The organism is Gemmatimonadaceae bacterium, assembly GCA_019637355.1.
Lineage (GTDB): Bacteria > Gemmatimonadota > Gemmatimonadetes > Gemmatimonadales > Gemmatimonadaceae > Pseudogemmatithrix.
Genome location: JAHBVT010000001.1, coordinates 2,824,657 through 2,842,883, shown reverse-complemented (window position 1 = coordinate 2,842,883; position 18,227 = coordinate 2,824,657). Strand labels below are relative to the sequence as shown.

Here is an 18,227-nt window from a genome sequence, read left to right as displayed (position 1 = left end):
ACCTTGCCTGCCCGTCCATACGATCGATTCACCATACCCGAGGGTAACACGAGGTTCGCCGGCTCTCACAATCATTACATTCTGCCGATGCGCCCAATCGCCATCCTTGCTGCGATCCTCCTGCCGGCCGCCCTCGCCGCGCAGGCCCCCGCCAGGCCCTCGGCCGCCAGCAACGCCCCGCGCCTGCTCCCCGCGCCGCGCGAGATCGTCCGCCACGACGGCACCGCGCTGTTCCGCGCACAGATCTCCATCACGCCGAGTTCTGAGCGCGCAGACATCGACGCCGCCGAGGACTTCGCCCTCGCGATGCGCGAACGCGGCTTCACCGCGGCGCTGCACGGCGCCCCGCGCGGCTGGCACGTGACGATGTTGCGCAACGGTTCGGAGCAGGCCCGCCGCGTGCTCGAGCGCCACTCGCTGCGCTTCGACGCCGCGATGCGCGACGAAGGCTACATCCTGGTCACGGACACCAGCGGCGCGACGGTCATCGCGCACACGGCGGCGGGCGCGTTCTACGGACTGCAGACGCTCAAGCAGTTGATTGTCGGCGCGGGCCCGGGCGCGCGCCTGCACCTCGCGACGATCCGCGATTGGCCGGCGATGCGCTGGCGCGGCGTGCAGGACGACCTCTCGCGCGGCCCGATGCCGACGCTGGAGTACCAGAAGCGCCAGGTGCGCCTGCTGGCGGCGTACAAGATCAACACCTTCACGCTGTACTTCGAGCACACGCTGCAGTTCGCCTCGCAGCCGGTGATCGCGCCGCCGGGCGGTTCGATGAGCCGCGAAGACGTCGCCGAGCTGGTGGCCTACGCGCGGCGCTACCACGTCACGATCATCCCGCAGCAGCAGACCTTCGGGCATCTGCACCACGCGCTCAAGCTGGAGATCTACGCGGACCTGGCCGAGACGCCGCACGGGCACGTGCTCGCGCCGGGGCAGCCGGGCACACTGGCCTTCACGCGCGGCATCTTCGCCGAGATCGACTCGATGTTCCCGTCGCCGTTCGTGCACCTCGGCGCCGACGAGACCTTCGAGCTGGGCGCGGGCCGCACGAAGCCGATGGTGGAGCGCGACGGGCTTGGCGCGGTGTACATCAACTATCTGCGCGACATCGTCGAGACGGTGCGCAAGCCGGGCAAGCGCTACCTGTTCTGGGGCGACATCGCGATGAACTCACCGGAGCTGGTGAGCCGCCTGCCCAAGGACCTGATCGCGGTGGGCTGGGACTATTGGTCTCGCAACAACTTCGACCGTCTGCTCAAGCCCTTCCGCGACGCGGGAATGGAGACCTGGGTGGCGCCGGGCATCAGCAACTGGAACGGCGTGTACCCCAACAGCAACACGGCGCTGCCGAACATCCAGGGCTTCATCCGAGACGGGCAGCGCAGCGGCGCCACGGGCGTCATCAACACGACTTGGGACGACTGGGGCGACGGGATCTTCGAGCAGAACTGGTACGGCTTGGTGTTCGGCGCGGCGGCCTCGTGGCAGCCGGGCGAGTCGAACATCGCAGCATTCCAGAACGCCTACGGCCTCAACTTCCACGGCGACACCCTCGGCGCGATCGACGCGGCGCAACGGCACCTGATGGCGGCGCACGCGGCGCTGCAGCGTTCGGGTGCCGGCGATGCGGGCTCGTATCTGTTCTTCCTGGATCCGTGGAGCGAGGAAGGCGTGATCGAGACGCTGCGCCTGCGTCCGCACATCGCGCAGGTGCGCGTGCACGCGGAGAGCGCGTTGGTGCAGATCGCGCGCGCACGCACGCAGCGGCACCTGCGGGAGCCGAGCGCGGTGGATGCGATGGAGCTGGGCGCGCGGCGCATCGACTGGCTGGGGATGAAGTTCCAGATCGCCGACGAAGTGGCGCAGGGCGTGCACCTGCTCGCGACGCTGGACACGGTGACCTGGAAGGAGTTCGCCGAGTTCACCGGCATCAACGGCAAGCTGCAGGATATGCGCGACGGCTGGGTGCTGACGCGCGAGCTCTTCGAGCGCAGTTGGCGCTACGAGAACCGTCCGTACTGGCTACAGAACAACCTGGCGCGCTACGACGTGGAGACGCATCGCTGGGTGCAGCGCATCAATGATATGGACGCGGCGCGGCGTCGCTTCACTCGGGAGCGGGCGCTGCCGACGCCGGCGTCATTGGGAGTGCCGTCAGCATTGGCGCCGTCGCGCCCTGCGCCGACCGGCGGCGGCGCCTCGCGCCCGCGCGACTAGCGCCTCCGCGCCTTGGACTTGGGCTTCTCGAGCGCGCGGCGCACGGCGCGCTCGACGGAATCGATGCACTTGTCGAACGCCGTGCGCGGTTCGTGGTCCACGACCTCGACCATCACGCTCTCCAGCCGCGAGATCACGACCTTGATGGCGCAGCGGTCCGCCGGCGATCCCTTCTTGGGGCCATTCAGGTCCTCGAAGCGCACGGTGATGCGTTCGATCGCTGTCGCGAACTTACCCAACTTGAAGCCGCTGCGCTTGGCGACGTATTCGCGGAGCTCGGCATCCACCTCGGCGTCCTTGCTGCGGATCGCCAGCGGCGTCTCGGGGGCGTCGGTGCGGCCGCGCTCGTTGCGCGGCGCCTTGTTGGCGGCCACGCCCATCGGGGCGCGGCGGGTGTCCTTGGAACGGAACGTACGGGCCATTGCGGCATCCTCTGATTTCGCGTGAACGATTGGCTCCGCAATTTCGCCGAATGACACGCGCGATTGTAGCCTTGCGCTACACCGGTCCTTCACTCGGCCGCGGCGGCTGGTCGAAGCGTTCGAGCCGCTTGTGCATCAGGGAAAGCACTACGAGAAAGACGACCGCAATGCCGACGTTGAAGTAGAGGTGCGCGCTGGCGACGGCGATGGCCGGCGTGTCGCTGAGGCGCGTGACGGTGCGCGCGAACCACGGCAGCACGGGCGCCACCAGCACGAGGCCGCCGAGGTTGAACATCAGGTTGGCGCTGGCGCTGCGCCGCGCCACGGGGCCCAGGTGCAGCGAGGCCACCAACGCAGTGGACGTCGTGCCCACATTGGAGCCGATGACGATGGGTACCGCCGCCTCGGGTGGCAGCAGCCCCTGCTGCACGAGCAGGATGGCGAGACCCACCACCACGCTCGACGATTGCAGCAAGGCCGTGGCGAGTATCCCGACGGCGACGCCGGACCAGGGATCGTCTGCCGCCGAGAGCCAGGCCTGCCACACGCCGTTGGTCTGCAGCGGCTGCAACGCGGCACTGATGAGGTCCAGCGCAAAGAAGATGAACCCGAAGTAGAACACCGCCTTGCCGGCCACCCGCGCCTTCGTGGGCAGGAAGCCCAGCAACGCGCCGATCACGATGAACACCGGCCCGATGCCGGTGAGCTTGTACGAGACCAGCCAGGCGGTGGTGGTGGTGCCGATGTTGGCGCCGAGCATTACGCCGAGCGAGGCGCGGAAGGTGAGCGTGCCGGCGTCCACGAGGGCCACGGTGATGGCCGAGATGGCGCTCGAACTCTGGACGATGCCGGTGGCGAGGGCGCCGACGGCCATCCCGCGGATGCGGCTGGCGGTCACCCGGGCCAGCCAGCGCCGCATCACCGGGCCGGCCACCGCCTGCAGCTCGTGGCTGAAGGACTGCAGCCCGTGCAGGAAGAGAATCACGGCGGCGGTCACGCCGATGAAGATCTGGAAACCGGACACGGGAGGGGCTGGGTGCGTGCGAGTCGAGGTGGGCCAACGCCGGCAGGAACGCAGCCGTAAGTTATGGGCCCCCAGCAGGGGGCGTACCCCACAACCCACCAATCTCCTATGCGCGTGACACGGTTTCTCACGGTGCTCGGCGGCGCGGCGGCCCTCGCGGCCACGGCGTTGCCGGCCCAGTCGGTGGACCAGTCGGTCATCGACGGGCTCCGCTGGCGGCAGATCGGCCCGGCGAATATGTCCGGCCGCATCACCGACATCGAGGCGATTCCCTCGCCCAGCCGGACCATCTTCGTGGCGGCCGCCGCGGGCGGCGTCTGGAAGTCCACCAACGGCGGCGTGACGTTCCGCCCGGTGTTCGACAACTACGGCGTGGCCTCGATGGGCGACCTCGCGATCGCCCCGAGCGACACGAACGTCATCTACCTGGGCACCGGCGAGCCGAACTCGCGCAACTCCATCTCGCCGGGCGGCGGGGTGTTCAAGTCCACGGACGGCGGCAATACGTGGACCTATATGGGTCTCAAGGAGACGGAGCACATCGGGCGCATCATCGTGCACCCGACCAACCCGAACGTGGCCTGGGTGGCGGCGCTCGGCGCGGCCTGGCGTCCCAACCGCGAGCGTGGCCTCTACAAGACCACCGACGGCGGCCAGACCTGGCAGCTCAAGAAGTTCATCAACGACACTACGGGCTTCGTGGACGTCGACATCCACCCCACGAACCCGAACGTCCTGTTCGCGGCGAGCTATCACCGCCTCCGCGGCCCGTACTTCCTGCAGTCGGGCGGGCGCGGCTCGGCGCTGTGGCGCTCCGAGGACGGCGGCGAGACCTGGACCGAAGTGCGCGGCGGCGGCTTCCCCGAGACGATGAAGGGCCGCATCGAGGTGGCGATCGCGCAGAGCAACCCGCAGGTGATGTATGCGATGGTCGAGGCGGACACGAACCCGAATCCGCGTCCGGCGGCGGGCGCGCGAGCGCAGGAGCGTCCCAGCGGCCTGTACCGCTCGGCGGATGGCGGCCGCACCTGGGAGCGCACCGCGCCCGACAACGTGCGTCCCTTCTATTACAGCCAGGTGCGCGTGCACCCCAGCAACCCGGACCGCGTGTGGTTCAGCTCCACGCCGGTGAAGGTCTCGGATGAGGGCGGCAAGAACGCGCGCAACGCGACCATCGGCCTGCACGTGGACCATCACGCGCAGTGGATCGACCCGAACGACCCGAACCGCCACATCGTCGGCAACGACGGCGGCATCGGCATCACGTTCGACAACGGCGGCAACTACATCTTCCCGAACACCTTCGCGATCGGGCAGTTCTACAACATCTCGTACGATATGGCCGTGCCGTACCGCGTCTGCGGCGGCCTGCAGGACAACGGCTCGTGGTGCGGCCCGTCGCGGCGCCGGCAGGGACCGATCACGAACGCGATGTGGTTCACGTTCAACGGCGGCGATGGGTTCGTGACGAACCAGGATCCGACGAATCCGGACATCATCTACGGGACCTCGCAGGGCGGCAATATGGGCCGCTACATCGTCTCGGCCGGCCAGCGCACCGCGCTGCGCAAGCCGAACTACCGCGAGCGTTATATGAAGTGGGAGGACTCGATCATGGTCGTGCGCGGCGACACCACGCGCCCGATGACGCCGGCGCTGCGCCGCACGATCGACGGCCTCCGCGCGCAGCAGAAGGCCGACTCCACGGCCGACAGCCCGCGCTGGAACTGGAACACGCCATTCTTCCTCTCGCCGCACAACCCGAGCATCGTGTATATGGGCGCCAGCCGCGTATACAAGTCGCTCCAGCGCGGCGACAATATGTTCCCGATCTCGGCGGACCTCTCGTACGCGGATACGACGAAGATCCGCATCTCGACGCGCACGACGGGCGGCATCACGGTCGACGCCACCGGCGCCGAGACCTTCGGCACGATCGTCTCGCTCAACGAGTCGCCGCTGGTGGCGGGCAAGCTGTACGCCGGCACCGACGACGGCCGTCTCTGGATGACGGAGAACGACGGCGGCGCGTGGACGGAGCTCACGTCGCGCGTGCCGGGTGTGCCGGCCGGCACGTACGTGTCGCGCATCGAGCCCTCGCAGTTCGATGCGGGCCGCGTGTACGTGACCTACGACAATCACCGCCGCGGCGACTTCACGCCGTACGTGTACGTGTCGGACAACAACGGCCGCACGTTCCGCAGCATCGCGAGCAACTTGCCGAAGGGCGGGCCGGACTTCGTGCACGTGATCCGCGAGGACGTGAAGAACCAGCACCTGCTCTTCGTCGGCACCGACGTGGGCGCCTATGTCTCCGGCGACCGCGGCGCGAGCTGGCAGAAGTTCATGACCGGCTTCCCGAACGTGCCGGTGCACGACCTCAAGATCCATCCGCGCGACGCCGAGCTGATCGCCGGCACGCACGGGCGCTCGATCTGGATCGTGGACATCGCGCCGCTGCAGCAGATGGCGGGCCCGATGTCGCAGACGGCGCACCTGTACGAGCCGCGCACGGCCTTCCAGTGGGGCGAGCCGCCGATGGAAGGGCACTCGACCGGCAATATGGTGTTCCAGGCGCCGAGCCCGCAGTACGGCGCGGACGTGTGGTACCGCCTGAGCAAGAACGTGGGGCCGGTGCGCGTGGTCGTGATGGACATCAACGGCGACACGTTGCAGACGCTCACGGGCCAGGGTTCGGCGGGCGTGCACAAGGTGACCTGGGGCTTCCAGGGCCGTCCGGCTCCGCGTCCGGCGCTCACCGGCGCCGCGCTGCGTGACTCGATTCTCCAGGCGCGTCGCGTGACCGCGGTGCTCGACTCGGTCGCGGCGGAAGGCAAGATCCCCGCGCCGATGATCGCGATGCTGCGGCAGGCGCTCAGCGGCAGCACCGGCGGGATGCAGGCCATCGCGCGCCAGCTGGGCTTCGGCGGCGGCGGCGGTGGTGGCGGCGCGCAGCCCGGCGTGTGGACGGAGCGTCCGGCCGAGCAGGCGCCGCCGCGTCCGGCGGGGCAGGGTGGTCCCGGTGGCGCGGGCCGTCCCGGTGCGGGCGGCGCGGGTCAGGCCGGCGCGATGGGCAACGTCTCGCAGGAAGAGGTCTTCGCGATTATCCGTGCGGCCGGCGTGATGGGCGGCGGCGGTGGTGGCGGTGGCTTCGGCGGCGGCTCAGTCGCCGAGCCGGGCACGTACCGCGTCGCGATGACGATCGAGGGCCAGACCTACACGCAGACGCTGCGCGTGGAGCGGATGGCCGGCGGCAGCGGCAGCGGCTTCCCCTTCGAGGTCGAGGAGATGGAGCGCGCGTTCAACCGTTGGCTGCGCGCGCAGCGGTAAGCGACTAGCTATCGGCTCTCAGGAGGTCGATGCCTGAGCCAACGTTGATTCTTGTAGGTCCAGCGGCGGAGCGCGGTCAGGATGAAGCGCTCCGCCGCGTCGCTTCGCTGACTGTACCCCAAGAGCGCACCCCGCTTCACAGGTGCTTGACGAGCCTCGTGTCGCGAGCAAGAGTTGCTTTCAACTCAAACCACGGACTCGTGAGCTCGCCAGATACCCGCCCCACTCTTCAAGGCTCCCCAGGTGGAACGTGGCGTTCCGCACTTGTAGCTCGGACCTTGGCCGCCGCCTTCGTGATCGTCGGTCACGCCTGCGTGAAGTCGGATGCGGCACCTGCGCTGGCCGTGGGCAGCGTGGTTTCTGTCACGGGCGACACCATTGTGATGCGGCTTTCTCATTCGCCGACGGTGGCGTCACTCGCCATGCCGTCGGAACCAGCGGCGCCTGATGTTGTGGAGCGTCTCGCGCTGCCTGCGGAAGTGCGCGAGGCGCACATCGCCGATGTCGAGGCGCTGCCCAATGGTCGGGTCGCGTTATTGCTGCGGGATCTTCGCCAGGTGGTGGTGCTGCGGGACGGCGCAATTGAGCATCGCTTTGGACGACGCGGCGAAGGTCCAGGGGAATTCCGGAGTCCCCTCGCTGTGGAGGCGAGTGACTCGGGATTCGCCGTTCTGGATCGGGACGCCATCGAGCTATTCCGCTTCGATGGCACCTCGGTCGGACGTGCGAGGCTCCCGTGGCTTCCCGACTGGTCGCTCCAATTGTTCAAGAAGCCGAATCTGTTTCATCGTGCGCCGTTTCAATCTGGGCCGGAGGATGTGAGTCGACGCTTTGCGGGCTTCGGAGCGGACTTCGTGGTGCTGGGCGGCGAGCGTGGCATCAGCGCCCTACCTCCGCAGGCGGGCGGCACGGAACATCTGTCTCTCTCCGTCCTTCGGCTCTCGAGTCGGACTCTCGCGGCGGACAGTGTGGAATCGGTGCGCGGGCCAGAACGCTCCTTGGCCATGATCATGGTGACGGATGCGCGTGGACAGCCGATGACCAACATTCAGCAACCGGTGAATGAACCACTATTCGGGGCTCGCCCGCTGGTGGCAGGAACCTCGACGTGGTTTGCCATCTTCGACCCGGCTCGCGACCGAGTTTCGATTGTGGGTCTCGCGGGGGACGGTCGCCGCATTGTCACGTGGCCGCACACGGAGGTAGCGCTCACGGACTCATTGCGCGTGCAAGCACAAGAATGGCTGATGCGAGACCTCATTGCAGCCGCCGTGACCGAAGCGGATGCACGGCAGTGGGAGCGGAATGCGCGACGTGCGACATTCGCGCAAAAACTGCGCGCGAGTCAATCATCCGCCATGAGTGAAAAGCTCGCCTCGGTGGCCGCGATGTTCGCTGCGGGGCGCTGTCTCTGGCTGGTAGGCACGGACCTTCGCGACTTCACGGATGGCACTGGCCACTGGGGTATCGCCGTGAGCATTGAGACCGGAGAGGCGCGCGGACCGTTCCGTCTCGCGAAGCGTGGAAGCGATCTACGGGATATCGGATTCGGCTTCGCGTACTTCACCAGCCGTACGAGTGCGGGGGAGTTCATCGTCGAGCGCACTCCTCTTCCGTTGTGCGCTGAGTAGTCGGCGCCCGCCTCCGCACCTAGCGCAGTCGCAGTACGACTGGCGGGCCCTCGACAGCAGCGTGGTCGAGGGCCCGCACTGCTAGGCGGTCGGTCGTGGCGGGAATGCTGATCTCGCGCGCCGCACCGCGCAGCACCGTGTGCTCCCAGGTGCCGTCACCACGGCGCGTCTGGATCAACCACCAGCGCGGCGTGCCGGAGGCCGGCGTGAGCCGCACGACCAGCGAGCCCGCGATGTTGCCGTTGCTGCCGTGGTTTCCGTTCGCGCCGTTGCTGCCCGGCCCGTTGGCGCTCTCGACGAACTCGACCGTCGGTGCGCCCTGCCGCTCCACGCGCATCCACGGCGAGGCCGGCACCAGCGCGACTTCGTCGTACACGTGCTTCGAGAGCCGCGTCGCCAGCGAGTCGCGGTCCTCGAGGAAGACCTTTGCCGAGAAGTGCACGTTGCCGCTGGCGCCGGACTCCGCGCGCGTGACGCGGATCTGGTGTTCGATCTCGTTGGCGCGCCAGGCCGTGCGCGAGAGTTCGCCGACTTTGCTCGTGTAGTTGCCGGGCCAGAGGTGGCGCGAGAACGCGTTCTGCTCCGACCACCAGCGCAGCAACACCGGATACTCCTGTCCCTGCTGCGCCACCGGCCAGTAGAGCTGCGGCGAGAAGTAGTCGAGCCAGCCCTCCTGCAGCCACTTGCGCGCGTCGGCGTAGAGCTCGCTGTAGGCGTCAAAGCCGACGACGCTCTCGGGGAAGCCCGGGCGCCAGATGCCGAAGGGCGAGACGCCGAACTTCACCCAGGGCTTCTCGGCGTGGATGCGCTCGTAGAGCTCGCGCACCAGCGTGTTCACGTTCTCGCGGCGCCAATCATCCCGCGCGAGTGTGCCGCCGCTGCGCTGGTAGCGCTGCCAGGTGCGGTCGTCCGGGAACTCGATCGTCTGCCCGCGCCGATCGCGTTCCTTGTACGGATAGAAGTAGTCGTCGATGTGCACGCCGTCGATGTCATAGCGCTTGACGACGTCGAGGATCACGCGGATGGTGTGCTGGCGCACGGCGGGCTCGCCGGGGTCCATCCACTCGGAGCGGCCGTACTGCCGCACGTGCGAGGGACGGGCGAGCGTGACGTGGCCCCGTGAGTGCGCACCCTTGGCCGAGGGATGGCGCGCGCGGTACGGGTTGAACCAGGCGTGCAGCTCGAGCCCGCGCTTGTGAGCTTCGTCCACCGCGAAGCGCAGCGGATCCCACCAGGGCCGCGGCGCGACGCCTTCCTGGCCGGTGAGGTACTCGCTCCAGGGCTCGATCTCCGAAGCATAGAGCGCGTCAGCAGCGGGGCGCACCTGGAAGATGACGGCGTTCAGGCCGCTGGCGCGCGCTTTGTCGAAGAGGCGCGTCAGCTCGAGCCGCGCCGAGTCCGGCGGCAGGCCCGGCCGCGACGGCCAATCAATGTTGCCGACGCTGGCGATCCACAGCCCGCGGAACTCACGCGTGACCGCCGGGGGCACGCAGCTCGCGTCTTCCTGCTCACAGAGCTCCTGGGCCACGACGGGCGTGGCCAGCAGCAGCGAAGCGAGGAAGACGGAGCGGATCATTGGACGACGTAAGTGAGGTTGCCGCTGGGATGCGTAGAGCAGACGCCCCCGTAGGTGCCGGGGTAGGTGATCGTGAAGTCGCGCGTCTCGCCGGCGTCGGCGCCGAAGAGCGCCAGTTGATGCCGGACCGAGTCGCCGTTCACCACGCGGATGACGGTGCTGCGCCCTCGCGCCTTCACGAACAGCGTCTCAGGAAGCACCACACCATTCACCGTTGCTACCCCACCCGGCGCGATACGGATCGTTACCGCTGCGCGCGGCCACGTCCACCAGGTGAGCGAGGCCATCACAAGGACGACCAAGCCTACCGCGAGGCTACGGCTTGCGGACACCGGCCCGCACCTCGACGGTCTGCCCCGACGTGAAGCGCAACGTGATGCTCAGGGAATCGCCCTCGACGAGCGGGCGGTTGAGTCCGGTGAGCATCACGTGGGCGCCGAGCGGTTGGAACATCACGCTGTCGTCGGCCGGGACCGGCAGCGAGGTCACCGCCGACATTCGCATCATCCCGCCGTGTTGCGTGGAGATGTGCATCTCGGTGCGTTCGGCCACCGTGCTTTCGACGCCGACGAGCGTGTCCGACTCGGCGCCGCCGTTGCCCAGCGTGAAGTACACCGCCGTCATCGCGCCGCTGTCCGCCGTGCGGGCCCAGGCCTCGCGCACGTCCAGCGCCGAGGGCCGCACCGCTGCATCGCGGGCGCAGGCCGCGCCGAGCAGCGTCGCCGCCGCGAGCGCGGTGATGGTCGAGGCGCGGCTAGAGGAGCTTGCGGAGGTCTTTCGCCAGTGCTTCACCGGGGACTCCAGGTTCAAAGAGCACGCGGAGCCGGCCTTGCCGGTCCACGACGAAGGTGTGTGCCGGGTGCGCGACGCTGTAGGGACCGTCGCGCGGGTCGCTCTCCGGATACGCCGCGATGCTCCAACGCTTCTTCAGCGCCTCGAGCTCCTCATCGCTGCCCGTGAGGCCGAGGAAGGAGGCGTCGAACTGCCGTGCGTAGCGCAGCGCCAGCTCCGGCGAATCGCGGTCCGGATCCATACTGATGAACACCCAACGGACGTTGGCCGTGTCCGCACCCAGTGCGCGCTTGGCGCGCGACCAGTCGGCCAGCGTGGTGGGGCACACGTCCGGGCAGTGCGTGTAGCCGAAGTACAGCAGCACCACCTTGCCGCGTTCGGCCGCGAGGTCAAAGCGCGTTGAGTCCGCCGCGACGAACGCCAGCGCCGGTGCCGGATCGGGATCCTCGATGACGATGCCGCGTTCCAGTTGGCCCGAGCAGGCGCTGAGCGCAGTGGCGAACGCGAGTGCGGTGATCGTGGAGAGCGAACGTCCCATCCCGCAATCTAAGCGATTCCCCTCGGGCGGTTCGTGTGCAGGCAGTGCTCAGTGCGCGCCGCGCAGGCGTCGTGGCGGCAGCGGGACGAATGCGCTGACCTCGCGCTGGTACCTGGCGTAGGCCTCGCCCCGCGAGCGCAGCGCGTGCGCTTCGGTGGCCGCGATGCCGGTGACGCGCGTGAGGAAGTACAGTATCAGCGCCGGCCCCAGCAGTCCGGTCCATCCCCAGGGCGAGCCTAGCCCGATGAGTGCAAAGCCGCACCACACCAGCCAGTCGAAGAAGTAGTTCGGGTGCCGCGACCAGCCCCAGAGCCCCACGCGGCAGACCTGTCCGCGGTTGGAAGGATCGGCCTTGAACGCGCGCAACTGCGCATCGGCCGCGGCCTCGCCGAGCATCGCCAGCAGCGCCAACGCCGCACCGGCCCAGGTGAGGATGTGGATGCGCGGCGTCGGATCCAGCGCAGCAAAGAGGAAGGGAAGCGCCAGCACCACGTCGAGCAGCCCCTGCCCCAAAAAGAGCAGGAAGAACTTGGCAGGGAGGTTCCCCCCCCAACGCCCCCGCATCTCCCCATAGCGCGGATCTTCAGGCTCAGCGAGCACCCGCCGCACGAGGTGGAACGTGAGCCGCAAACTCCACACCCCAACGACTGCGGCAATAAGCACCCGCCGCGCCCCAAACCCATCTGCCAGAGCGGAGTAGAGCAGCGCCAGCACCCCCAGCGTCCCCGCCCACCCGACGTCTACCCAAGACGCATTCCCCGTACGCCGATGCACCCCCCAGAGCAGCAGCATCAGGGAGGAAGCAACGAGCAAGCCAGTGCCGAGCAGAGGAAGGAAGCCCACCCCCAAAATGTACCCCCCATCTCCCCTCTCCCATCTATCTCCCCTCTCCCCTCTCCCCCCCGTCACCCCCCTCCCACCTCCCCTCTCCCACCTTGACCACGGGCTAATGTATATTACTATATAGTTATATGACAGCGATAGCCGCCGCCCTAGCGCTCGCGATAGGCGTCACCCTCGGCCTCCTCGGCGCCGGCGGCTCCATCCTCACCGTCCCCGTCCTCGTCCTCGCCCTCGGCGTCCACACCAAGACCGCCATCGCGATGGGCCTCCCCATCGTCGGCGGCGCCGCCCTCGTCGGCGTCGTCCAGCACTATCGCCACGGCAACGTCAACTTCCGCGTCGCCATCCCCTTCGGGCTCGCCGCAATGCTCGGCGCCTACGGCGGCGCGATCGCAGCACGGCACCTGTCCGGCCACACCCAACTCCGCCTGCTCGCCGTCGTGATGCTCGTCGCCGCCGTGCTGATGTTCCGCAACTCGGCGCTCCCCGAGCGACCAATCGCGACGCCCCGCCGACGCATCCTGATGCTCGTCGGCGTCGCCGCCGGATCGCTCACTGGCCTCGTCGGCGTGGGCGGAGGGTTCCTGCTCGTGCCGGCGCTGGTGCTCCTCGCCGGCGTTTCGATGCACCAAGCCGTCGGCACGTCGCTGTTCGTCATCGTCCTCAACACGCTGGCCGGCTACGCCGGGTATCACAGCAGCGTGCACGTGCCGTGGGACTTGGTGGCGTGGTTCGCCGGCTTCACGGCCGCGGGCTTGTTGGTAGGCACCGCATTCGCAACACGCGTTCCGCACACCGCCCTCAAGCGCGCGTTCGCCGCGCTGCTCGTGGCGGTCGCGATTTACCTTCTCATCAAGGGCTGACCCAATGTTCCTCAAGCGATTCTACGACGACGGTCTCGCGCAGGCCTCTTACCTGATTGGCTGCGCCGCCACCGGCGAAGCGCTGGTGATCGACGCCAACCGCGACGTGCAGCAGTACATCGACGCGGCGGCGACCGAGAAGCTCCGCATCACGCACGTGACCGAGACGCACATCCACGCCGACTACGTCTCCGGCTCGCGCGAGCTCGCCAAGCGGACCGGTGCGACGCTCTTCCTCTCCGCCGAGGGCGGCAAGGACTGGCAGTACGCCTTCGCGAAGGCGGACGGCGCGACGCTGCTGCGCGACGGCGACGTGATCAAGGTCGGCAACATCCGCATCGAGGTGATGCACACGCCGGGCCATACGCCCGAGCATCTCTCGTTCGTCGTGACCGACACGGCCGGCGCCAGCGAGCCGATGGGCATCGCTACCGGCGACTTCGTGTTCGTCGGCGACGTCGGCCGCCCCGACCTGTTGGAGAAGGCCGCCAAGGCTGCGGGCACGATGGAAGCCGGCGCGCGCACGCTGTTCCATTCGCTCGCGCGCTTCCGCGCGCTGCCCGACTACTTGCAGGTGTGGCCCGGCCACGGGGCGGGTTCGGCCTGCGGCAAGTCGCTCGGCGCCGTGCCGACGAGCACCGTCGGCTACGAGAAGCGCTTCAACTGGGGGGTGGGCACGACGACCGAGCGGGACTTCGTGGAGATGGTGCTGGCCGGGCAGCCGGAGCCGCCGCTGTACTTCGCCGAGATGAAGCGCATCAACCGCGATGGCCCGCCCATCCTCGGCGGGTTCACCGTGCCGGCGCAGGGCGCGCGCGAGGCGCTCGCCGTTGCGCTCGCCGGGCACGCCGCCGTGCTCGACCTGCGTTCCGCCAGCGACTTCGCCAAGGGGCACATCCCCGGCACGATTAACATCCCGCTCAACAAGAGCTTCTCCACCTGGGCCGGCTGGCTGGTGAAGTACGATCAAGCCATCCATCTCATCGCCGCAGCGGCCGACGTCGCCAAAGCCGTACGCGAGCTCGCGATGATCGGACTCGACCAGGTCGCGGCCTGGTATGACCCGCAGGTGATCGGGGAGTGGGAGAAGAGCGGCCAGCCGCTGGGCACCGTGCGCAAGACGGACGTCGCGGCGCTGGCTCCGCGCCTCGCGCGCGGTGACGTCACCGTGGTCGATGTGCGCAACCGCTCGGAGTACGAGGCCGGCCATCTCCCGGGCTCGTTGCACATCCCCGTGGGCTACCTGCCGGAGCGGCTCGCCGAGATCCCACGCGATAAGCCGATCATCGTGCAGTGCCAGAGCGGTGCGCGCTCCGCGATCGCGACGAGCGTGCTGCAGAAGCTGGGCGTGACCGACGCGACTGACCTGACGGGCGGCTTCGTCGCCTGGCAGCAGGCCGGCAATGCCGTCGTGCGCGAAACCGCCACCGCCGGGGTGTGACGTGCGCAAGTCGAATATGTCTCCCGAACTGATGACCGAGGTGGCGGAGTACTTCCGCGCCCTCGGCGAACCGACGCGCCTGCAGTTGCTGCAGGCGCTGCGTAACGGCGAGCGCTCAGTGACGGAGCTGGTGGAGCTGACTGGCCTCGGGCAGGCGAATGTGTCGAAGCACCTGCATCAGTTGCTCGACTGCGGGTATGTCACGCGTCGGAAGGAAGGGACCTTCGTGTACTACGCGATCTCGAATGAGGAGATCTTTCGGTTGTGTGACTACGTGTGTGGGTGGATCGAGGATGGGATCAAGCAGAAGCGGGCGGCGTTGCGCGTGGTGCGCTGAGCCGGAGACGCGCCACGTGAACGCTCAACCCTCGTAGAGATCCCGCGCGAGCAGCAACTGGATGTGCTCGCTACTCTCGCTCTCGATGGACTGCACGGAGATTGGCGGCGTGCCGTCGGGGCGGACCATTCCCTTCACCTCGTCGTAGAGCGCGGCGACGAAGTCGAGCACGTCGTCGCGGCTGCCGGCGACGCGCATCTGCGTCTCGTAGGCTGTGCGGACGGGCGGATTCGACAGCGAGATGTGCAGCCGCGCTGAGGGGCGCGGCGTACGGGCGCGGATCTCGGTCTCGATCGCGTCGAGTTTGGCGGCGCGGGTCATCGCCAGCGATCGCAGCTGGCGGTCCGTGGCGCTCATCGAATCGGTCATCGCAGGGCTCATCATATTGGGACAACGCGGTTCTGATGCACGCTGTTTCCGCGTGGAATGCGCTCCACTGTATGGTAGCGAATTGTCGACGGAATTCCCCCACCCGTCTGGGCGGGGCGTGCCCGCCACGCGCGTTGGGGCGGCGCGGCGTATGTTCCTGCGTGTCCGCGCTTCCTCCCCTGACACCACGAGCCTGAGATCCGACCAGCCTTCGTGTCCGCCCTCGCCAACCGCTACACGCTCGGCGTCGCAGTGGTCGCGGCGCTCGTATTGGTCGTGCCGGCCCGGGAGCCTGTGATCGCGCCGGTACCGGAGGGTGGAGCGCCGTTCGTCTGGGGGCGGGACTCGCTCTGGACTGCACTCGAGGAAGCGTTTACTGAGTCGAGGGCGAATGCGTGCGCAGATTCCTCGGCGACGCTCGCGGCGCTCACGGCGTTCGAGTCGGCCGTGTCCGCTCTGCGCGGTCCGACGGTGCCGCAACTCGACGCGCTCTCGCAGCGCTTCTTCCAGCTCGCTCCGCGCGTCGCACCCTGCGCCGCGCTGATCTCACGCTTCGCGGCGCTGCAGTCCGCGTGGCGTACGGCGGCCAAGCAGGCCACTGTGGACTGGGATCCCAGCGATCGCGCGCAGCGCGATGCGCTGTACCGCGCCCTCTATGGTGGACGGGCCGCTGTCGAGGAAGTGATGCTGCAGCAACCGGGCGCTGTCGCGCCGCTGCTGCGGGGCGCCGACGTCCCGTCGGTGACACCGAGCGCCGTGGTGCAGGGCGTGACGCTGCACTCAGGCGATATCCTCGTGTCGCGCGGTGGCTATCCGACCTCGGCGCTCATTGCGCGCGGCAGCGACCATCCGGGCAACTTCTCGCATATCGCGCTCGTGCACATCGATGCCACATCGCGTGCGGTGTCCGTCATCGAAGCGCATATCGAACTCGGAGTCGCGATCACCACGGCCGAGGGATACCTCGCGGACAAGAAGTTGCGCGTGATGGTGTTGCGCCCGCGCGCCGATCTCCCCGCGTTGACGGCGGATCCGCAACTGCCGCACAAGGCCGCGCAGTTGATGCTCGATCGCGCGCGCCGCGAGCACATCCCGTACGACTTCACGATGGACTACGAGGACCCCACGCGGCTCTTCTGTTCCGAGGTGGCGTCGCAGGGATACCGCGCGCAGGGCTTGACGCTGTGGATGGGCCGGTCGACGATCTCGCGCCCAGGACTGCGGCAGTGGTTGGGGTCATTCGGCGTGCGGCACTTCGAGACGCAGGAGCCGAGCGATCTCGAGTACGACCCGCAGCTTGCCGTGGCGGCGGAGTGGCGCGATCCGGCGACGCTGTTCGAGGACCACGTGGACAACGCGGTGACCGATGCAATGCTCGAGGGGGCCGACCGCGGTGACCGACTGCGCTACCCCTGGTACCAGTTGCCGCTCGCGCGCGTACTGAAGGGCTGGAGTTGGCTGCGCGAGCGAAGCGGTGGCGCGGGGCCAATCCCCGAGGGGATGACTCCGGCGGCAGCGCTACGCAACCGGAGTTACAACGCGCGGCACGACCGCCTCAGCGCCGAGGTACTGCGCGGCGCTGAGGCTTGGCGTACAGCGCGCGGGTATCCGCCGCCGTATTGGGCCCTGGTGGGGCTGGCCCGTGAGGCGGTCGCGAACGAGCCGCTACGCTGACACAACCTCAAACACACCTGCGGCACCCATCCCGCCGCCGATGCACATCGTCACCATCCCGAGCCCGCCGCCGCGCCGCCCGAGTTCGTGCACGAGCTGGACGGTGAGCTTGGCTCCGGTGGCGCCGAGCGGATGCCCGAGCGCGATCGCCCCGCCGTTCACGTTGACGCGCGAGGTATCCATCTCGAGGTCCTTGATCACCGCCAGCGCCTGCGCCGCGAAGGCCTCGTTGAACTCGATGAGCTTGATGTCGCCGAGCGTGAGGCCCGCGCGCGCGAGCACCTTGGGCACGGCCTTCACCGGCCCGATGCCCATCACGTCAGGCTCCACGCCGGCCGTGGCGAAGTGCACGAAGCGCGCCAGCGGCTTGAGGCCGAGTTCCTTGGCCTTGGCGGCGCTCATCATCAGCACCGCCGCCGCGCCGTCGCTGAGCGGCGAGGCGTTGCCTGCGGTGACGGTGCCGCCAGGCTTGAACGCCGGCGGCAGCTTGGCGAGGCCTTCGAGCGTCGTGCTCCCGCGCACGAGCTCGTCCGCGGCGAATGCGACGGACTCACGATGCGCCTTGGCGCCTTCCCAGCGCACGCGTTCCACCGGCACCGGCACGATCTCGTTGGCGAACACGCCCTTCGACCACGCCGCGGCAGCCTTCTGCTGGCTGTCCAGCGCGAACTGGTCCTGCTGCTCGCGCGAGATGCCCCAGCGCTTGGCCACTCGCTCGGCGGTGAAGCCCATCCCGATGTTCTCCTCGGTAAGCTCCGGATGCAGCCGCGTGTGGAAGCCGCTCATCGGCACCGCGCTCATCATCTCCACGCCGCCGGCGACGATCACGTCGTTCATTCCGCTGAGGATGGCCTGCGCGCCCAGTGCGATGCTCTGCAGGCCGCTGGAGCAGAAGCGATTGATGGTCATCGCACTGACGTCCACCGGGAAGCCGGCGCGCAGCACGCTGAGGCGCGCGACGTTGAGGCCTTGGCCGGCCTCGGGCATCGCACAGCCCCAGATGACGTCATCCACGTGCTTGGCGTCGAGCTTCACCTTCTCGACCACGGCCTTGAGCACCGTGGCCGAGAGGTCCACCGGGTGCACGCTGGCGAGCGCCCCATCCTTCTTGCCGCGAGCCACCGCCGTGCGGACGGCGCTCACGATCACGACTTCGGTCTTCATATG

Annotated in this window: 16 protein-coding genes; 7 read left to right on the top strand and 9 right to left on the bottom strand. The window is 68.5% G+C overall.

Annotated features, from left to right (window positions below):
• Nucleotides 1-87: 87 nt before the first annotated feature.
• Nucleotides 88-2,220: a beta-N-acetylhexosaminidase gene (locus KF689_12945; protein MBX3134282.1), complete on the top strand. Its 2,133-nt coding sequence runs from the start codon at nucleotides 88-90 to the stop codon at nucleotides 2,218-2,220.
• Here the strand turns inward: KF689_12945 and KF689_12940 are convergent.
• Together KF689_12940 and KF689_12935 are read right to left on the bottom strand one after the other, a co-directional pair.
• The gene (locus KF689_12940; GenBank protein MBX3134281.1) at nucleotides 2,217-2,642 is read right to left on the bottom strand and encodes an HPF/RaiA family ribosome-associated protein; all 426 of its coding nucleotides are present in this window, start codon (nucleotides 2,640-2,642) and stop codon (nucleotides 2,217-2,219) included. The genes KF689_12945 and KF689_12940 overlap by 4 nt on opposite strands.
• Before the next feature lie 76 nt (nucleotides 2,643-2,718).
• Nucleotides 2,719-3,666 carry a Na/Pi cotransporter family protein gene (locus KF689_12935; protein ID MBX3134280.1) on the bottom strand — a complete coding sequence of 316 codons (948 nt, stop codon included), beginning with the start codon at nucleotides 3,664-3,666 and terminating at the stop codon, nucleotides 2,719-2,721.
• A gap of 114 nt (nucleotides 3,667-3,780) precedes the next feature.
• On the opposite strand from KF689_12935, the gene KF689_12930 reads away from it, so the two are divergent.
• Nucleotides 3,781-6,996, top strand: coding sequence for a hypothetical protein (locus tag KF689_12930; protein ID MBX3134279.1), 3,216 nt, complete (start codon nucleotides 3,781-3,783; stop codon nucleotides 6,994-6,996).
• A 278-nt stretch (nucleotides 6,997-7,274) separates the two neighbouring features.
• On the top strand, nucleotides 7,275-8,627 hold the full coding sequence (locus KF689_12925) for a hypothetical protein (GenBank protein ID MBX3134278.1): 1,353 nt from the start codon (nucleotides 7,275-7,277) through the stop codon (nucleotides 8,625-8,627).
• A 19-nt stretch (nucleotides 8,628-8,646) separates the two neighbouring features.
• Here KF689_12925 and KF689_12920 read toward each other — a convergent pair whose 3' ends face one another.
• From KF689_12920 to KF689_12900, 5 genes are read right to left on the bottom strand one after another with little or no spacing between them, the layout of a single operon-like run.
• On the bottom strand, nucleotides 8,647-10,203 hold the full coding sequence (locus tag KF689_12920) for a family 10 glycosylhydrolase (GenBank protein MBX3134277.1): 1,557 nt from the start codon (nucleotides 10,201-10,203) through the stop codon (nucleotides 8,647-8,649).
• On the bottom strand, nucleotides 10,200-10,535 hold the full coding sequence (locus tag KF689_12915; GenBank protein ID MBX3134276.1) for a hypothetical protein: 336 nt from the start codon (nucleotides 10,533-10,535) through the stop codon (nucleotides 10,200-10,202). The genes KF689_12920 and KF689_12915 overlap by 4 nt, the downstream gene beginning before the upstream one ends.
• The gene (locus KF689_12910; protein MBX3134275.1) at nucleotides 10,519-10,995 is read right to left on the bottom strand and encodes a copper chaperone PCu(A)C; all 477 of its coding nucleotides are present in this window, start codon (nucleotides 10,993-10,995) and stop codon (nucleotides 10,519-10,521) included. Before KF689_12910 ends, KF689_12915 begins: the two co-directional genes overlap by 17 nt.
• A complete protein-coding gene (locus KF689_12905) occupies nucleotides 10,958-11,533 on the bottom strand; it encodes an SCO family protein (protein MBX3134274.1) in 576 nt (191 codons plus the stop codon). Before KF689_12905 ends, KF689_12910 begins: the two co-directional genes overlap by 38 nt.
• Before the next feature lie 48 nt (nucleotides 11,534-11,581).
• Nucleotides 11,582-12,376, bottom strand: a complete 795-nt coding sequence (locus KF689_12900) for a DUF1295 domain-containing protein (GenBank protein MBX3134273.1) — start codon at nucleotides 12,374-12,376, stop codon at nucleotides 11,582-11,584.
• Nucleotides 12,377-12,504: 128 nt separating this feature from the next.
• Here KF689_12900 and KF689_12895 point away from each other — a divergent pair, with 128 nt between their 5' ends.
• The 3 genes from KF689_12895 to KF689_12885 are packed head-to-tail and all read left to right on the top strand — an operon-like array spanning nucleotide 12,505 to nucleotide 15,017.
• A complete protein-coding gene (locus tag KF689_12895) occupies nucleotides 12,505-13,239 on the top strand; it encodes a sulfite exporter TauE/SafE family protein (protein ID MBX3134272.1) in 735 nt (244 codons plus the stop codon).
• 4 nt (nucleotides 13,240-13,243) lie between these two features.
• Nucleotides 13,244-14,680: an MBL fold metallo-hydrolase gene (locus KF689_12890; protein MBX3134271.1), complete on the top strand. Its 1,437-nt coding sequence runs from the start codon at nucleotides 13,244-13,246 to the stop codon at nucleotides 14,678-14,680.
• Between the two features lie 16 nt (nucleotides 14,681-14,696).
• Nucleotides 14,697-15,017: a winged helix-turn-helix transcriptional regulator gene (locus tag KF689_12885; protein MBX3134270.1), complete on the top strand. Its 321-nt coding sequence runs from the start codon at nucleotides 14,697-14,699 to the stop codon at nucleotides 15,015-15,017.
• A gap of 24 nt (nucleotides 15,018-15,041) precedes the next feature.
• Here the strand turns inward: KF689_12885 and KF689_12880 are convergent, their stop codons facing one another.
• Nucleotides 15,042-15,386: a hypothetical protein gene (locus KF689_12880; GenBank protein ID MBX3134269.1), complete on the bottom strand. Its 345-nt coding sequence runs from the start codon at nucleotides 15,384-15,386 to the stop codon at nucleotides 15,042-15,044.
• 213 nt (nucleotides 15,387-15,599) lie between these two features.
• Here KF689_12880 and KF689_12875 point away from each other — a divergent pair, with 213 nt between their 5' ends.
• Complete coding sequence (locus tag KF689_12875) at nucleotides 15,600-17,060, top strand: hypothetical protein (protein MBX3134268.1); 1,461 nt, start codon at nucleotides 15,600-15,602, stop codon at nucleotides 17,058-17,060.
• Here the strand turns inward: KF689_12875 and KF689_12870 are convergent.
• A complete protein-coding gene (locus KF689_12870) occupies nucleotides 17,052-18,224 on the bottom strand; it encodes a thiolase family protein (protein ID MBX3134267.1) in 1,173 nt (390 codons plus the stop codon). The genes KF689_12875 and KF689_12870 overlap by 9 nt on opposite strands.
• Nucleotides 18,225-18,227 lie beyond the last annotated feature (3 nt).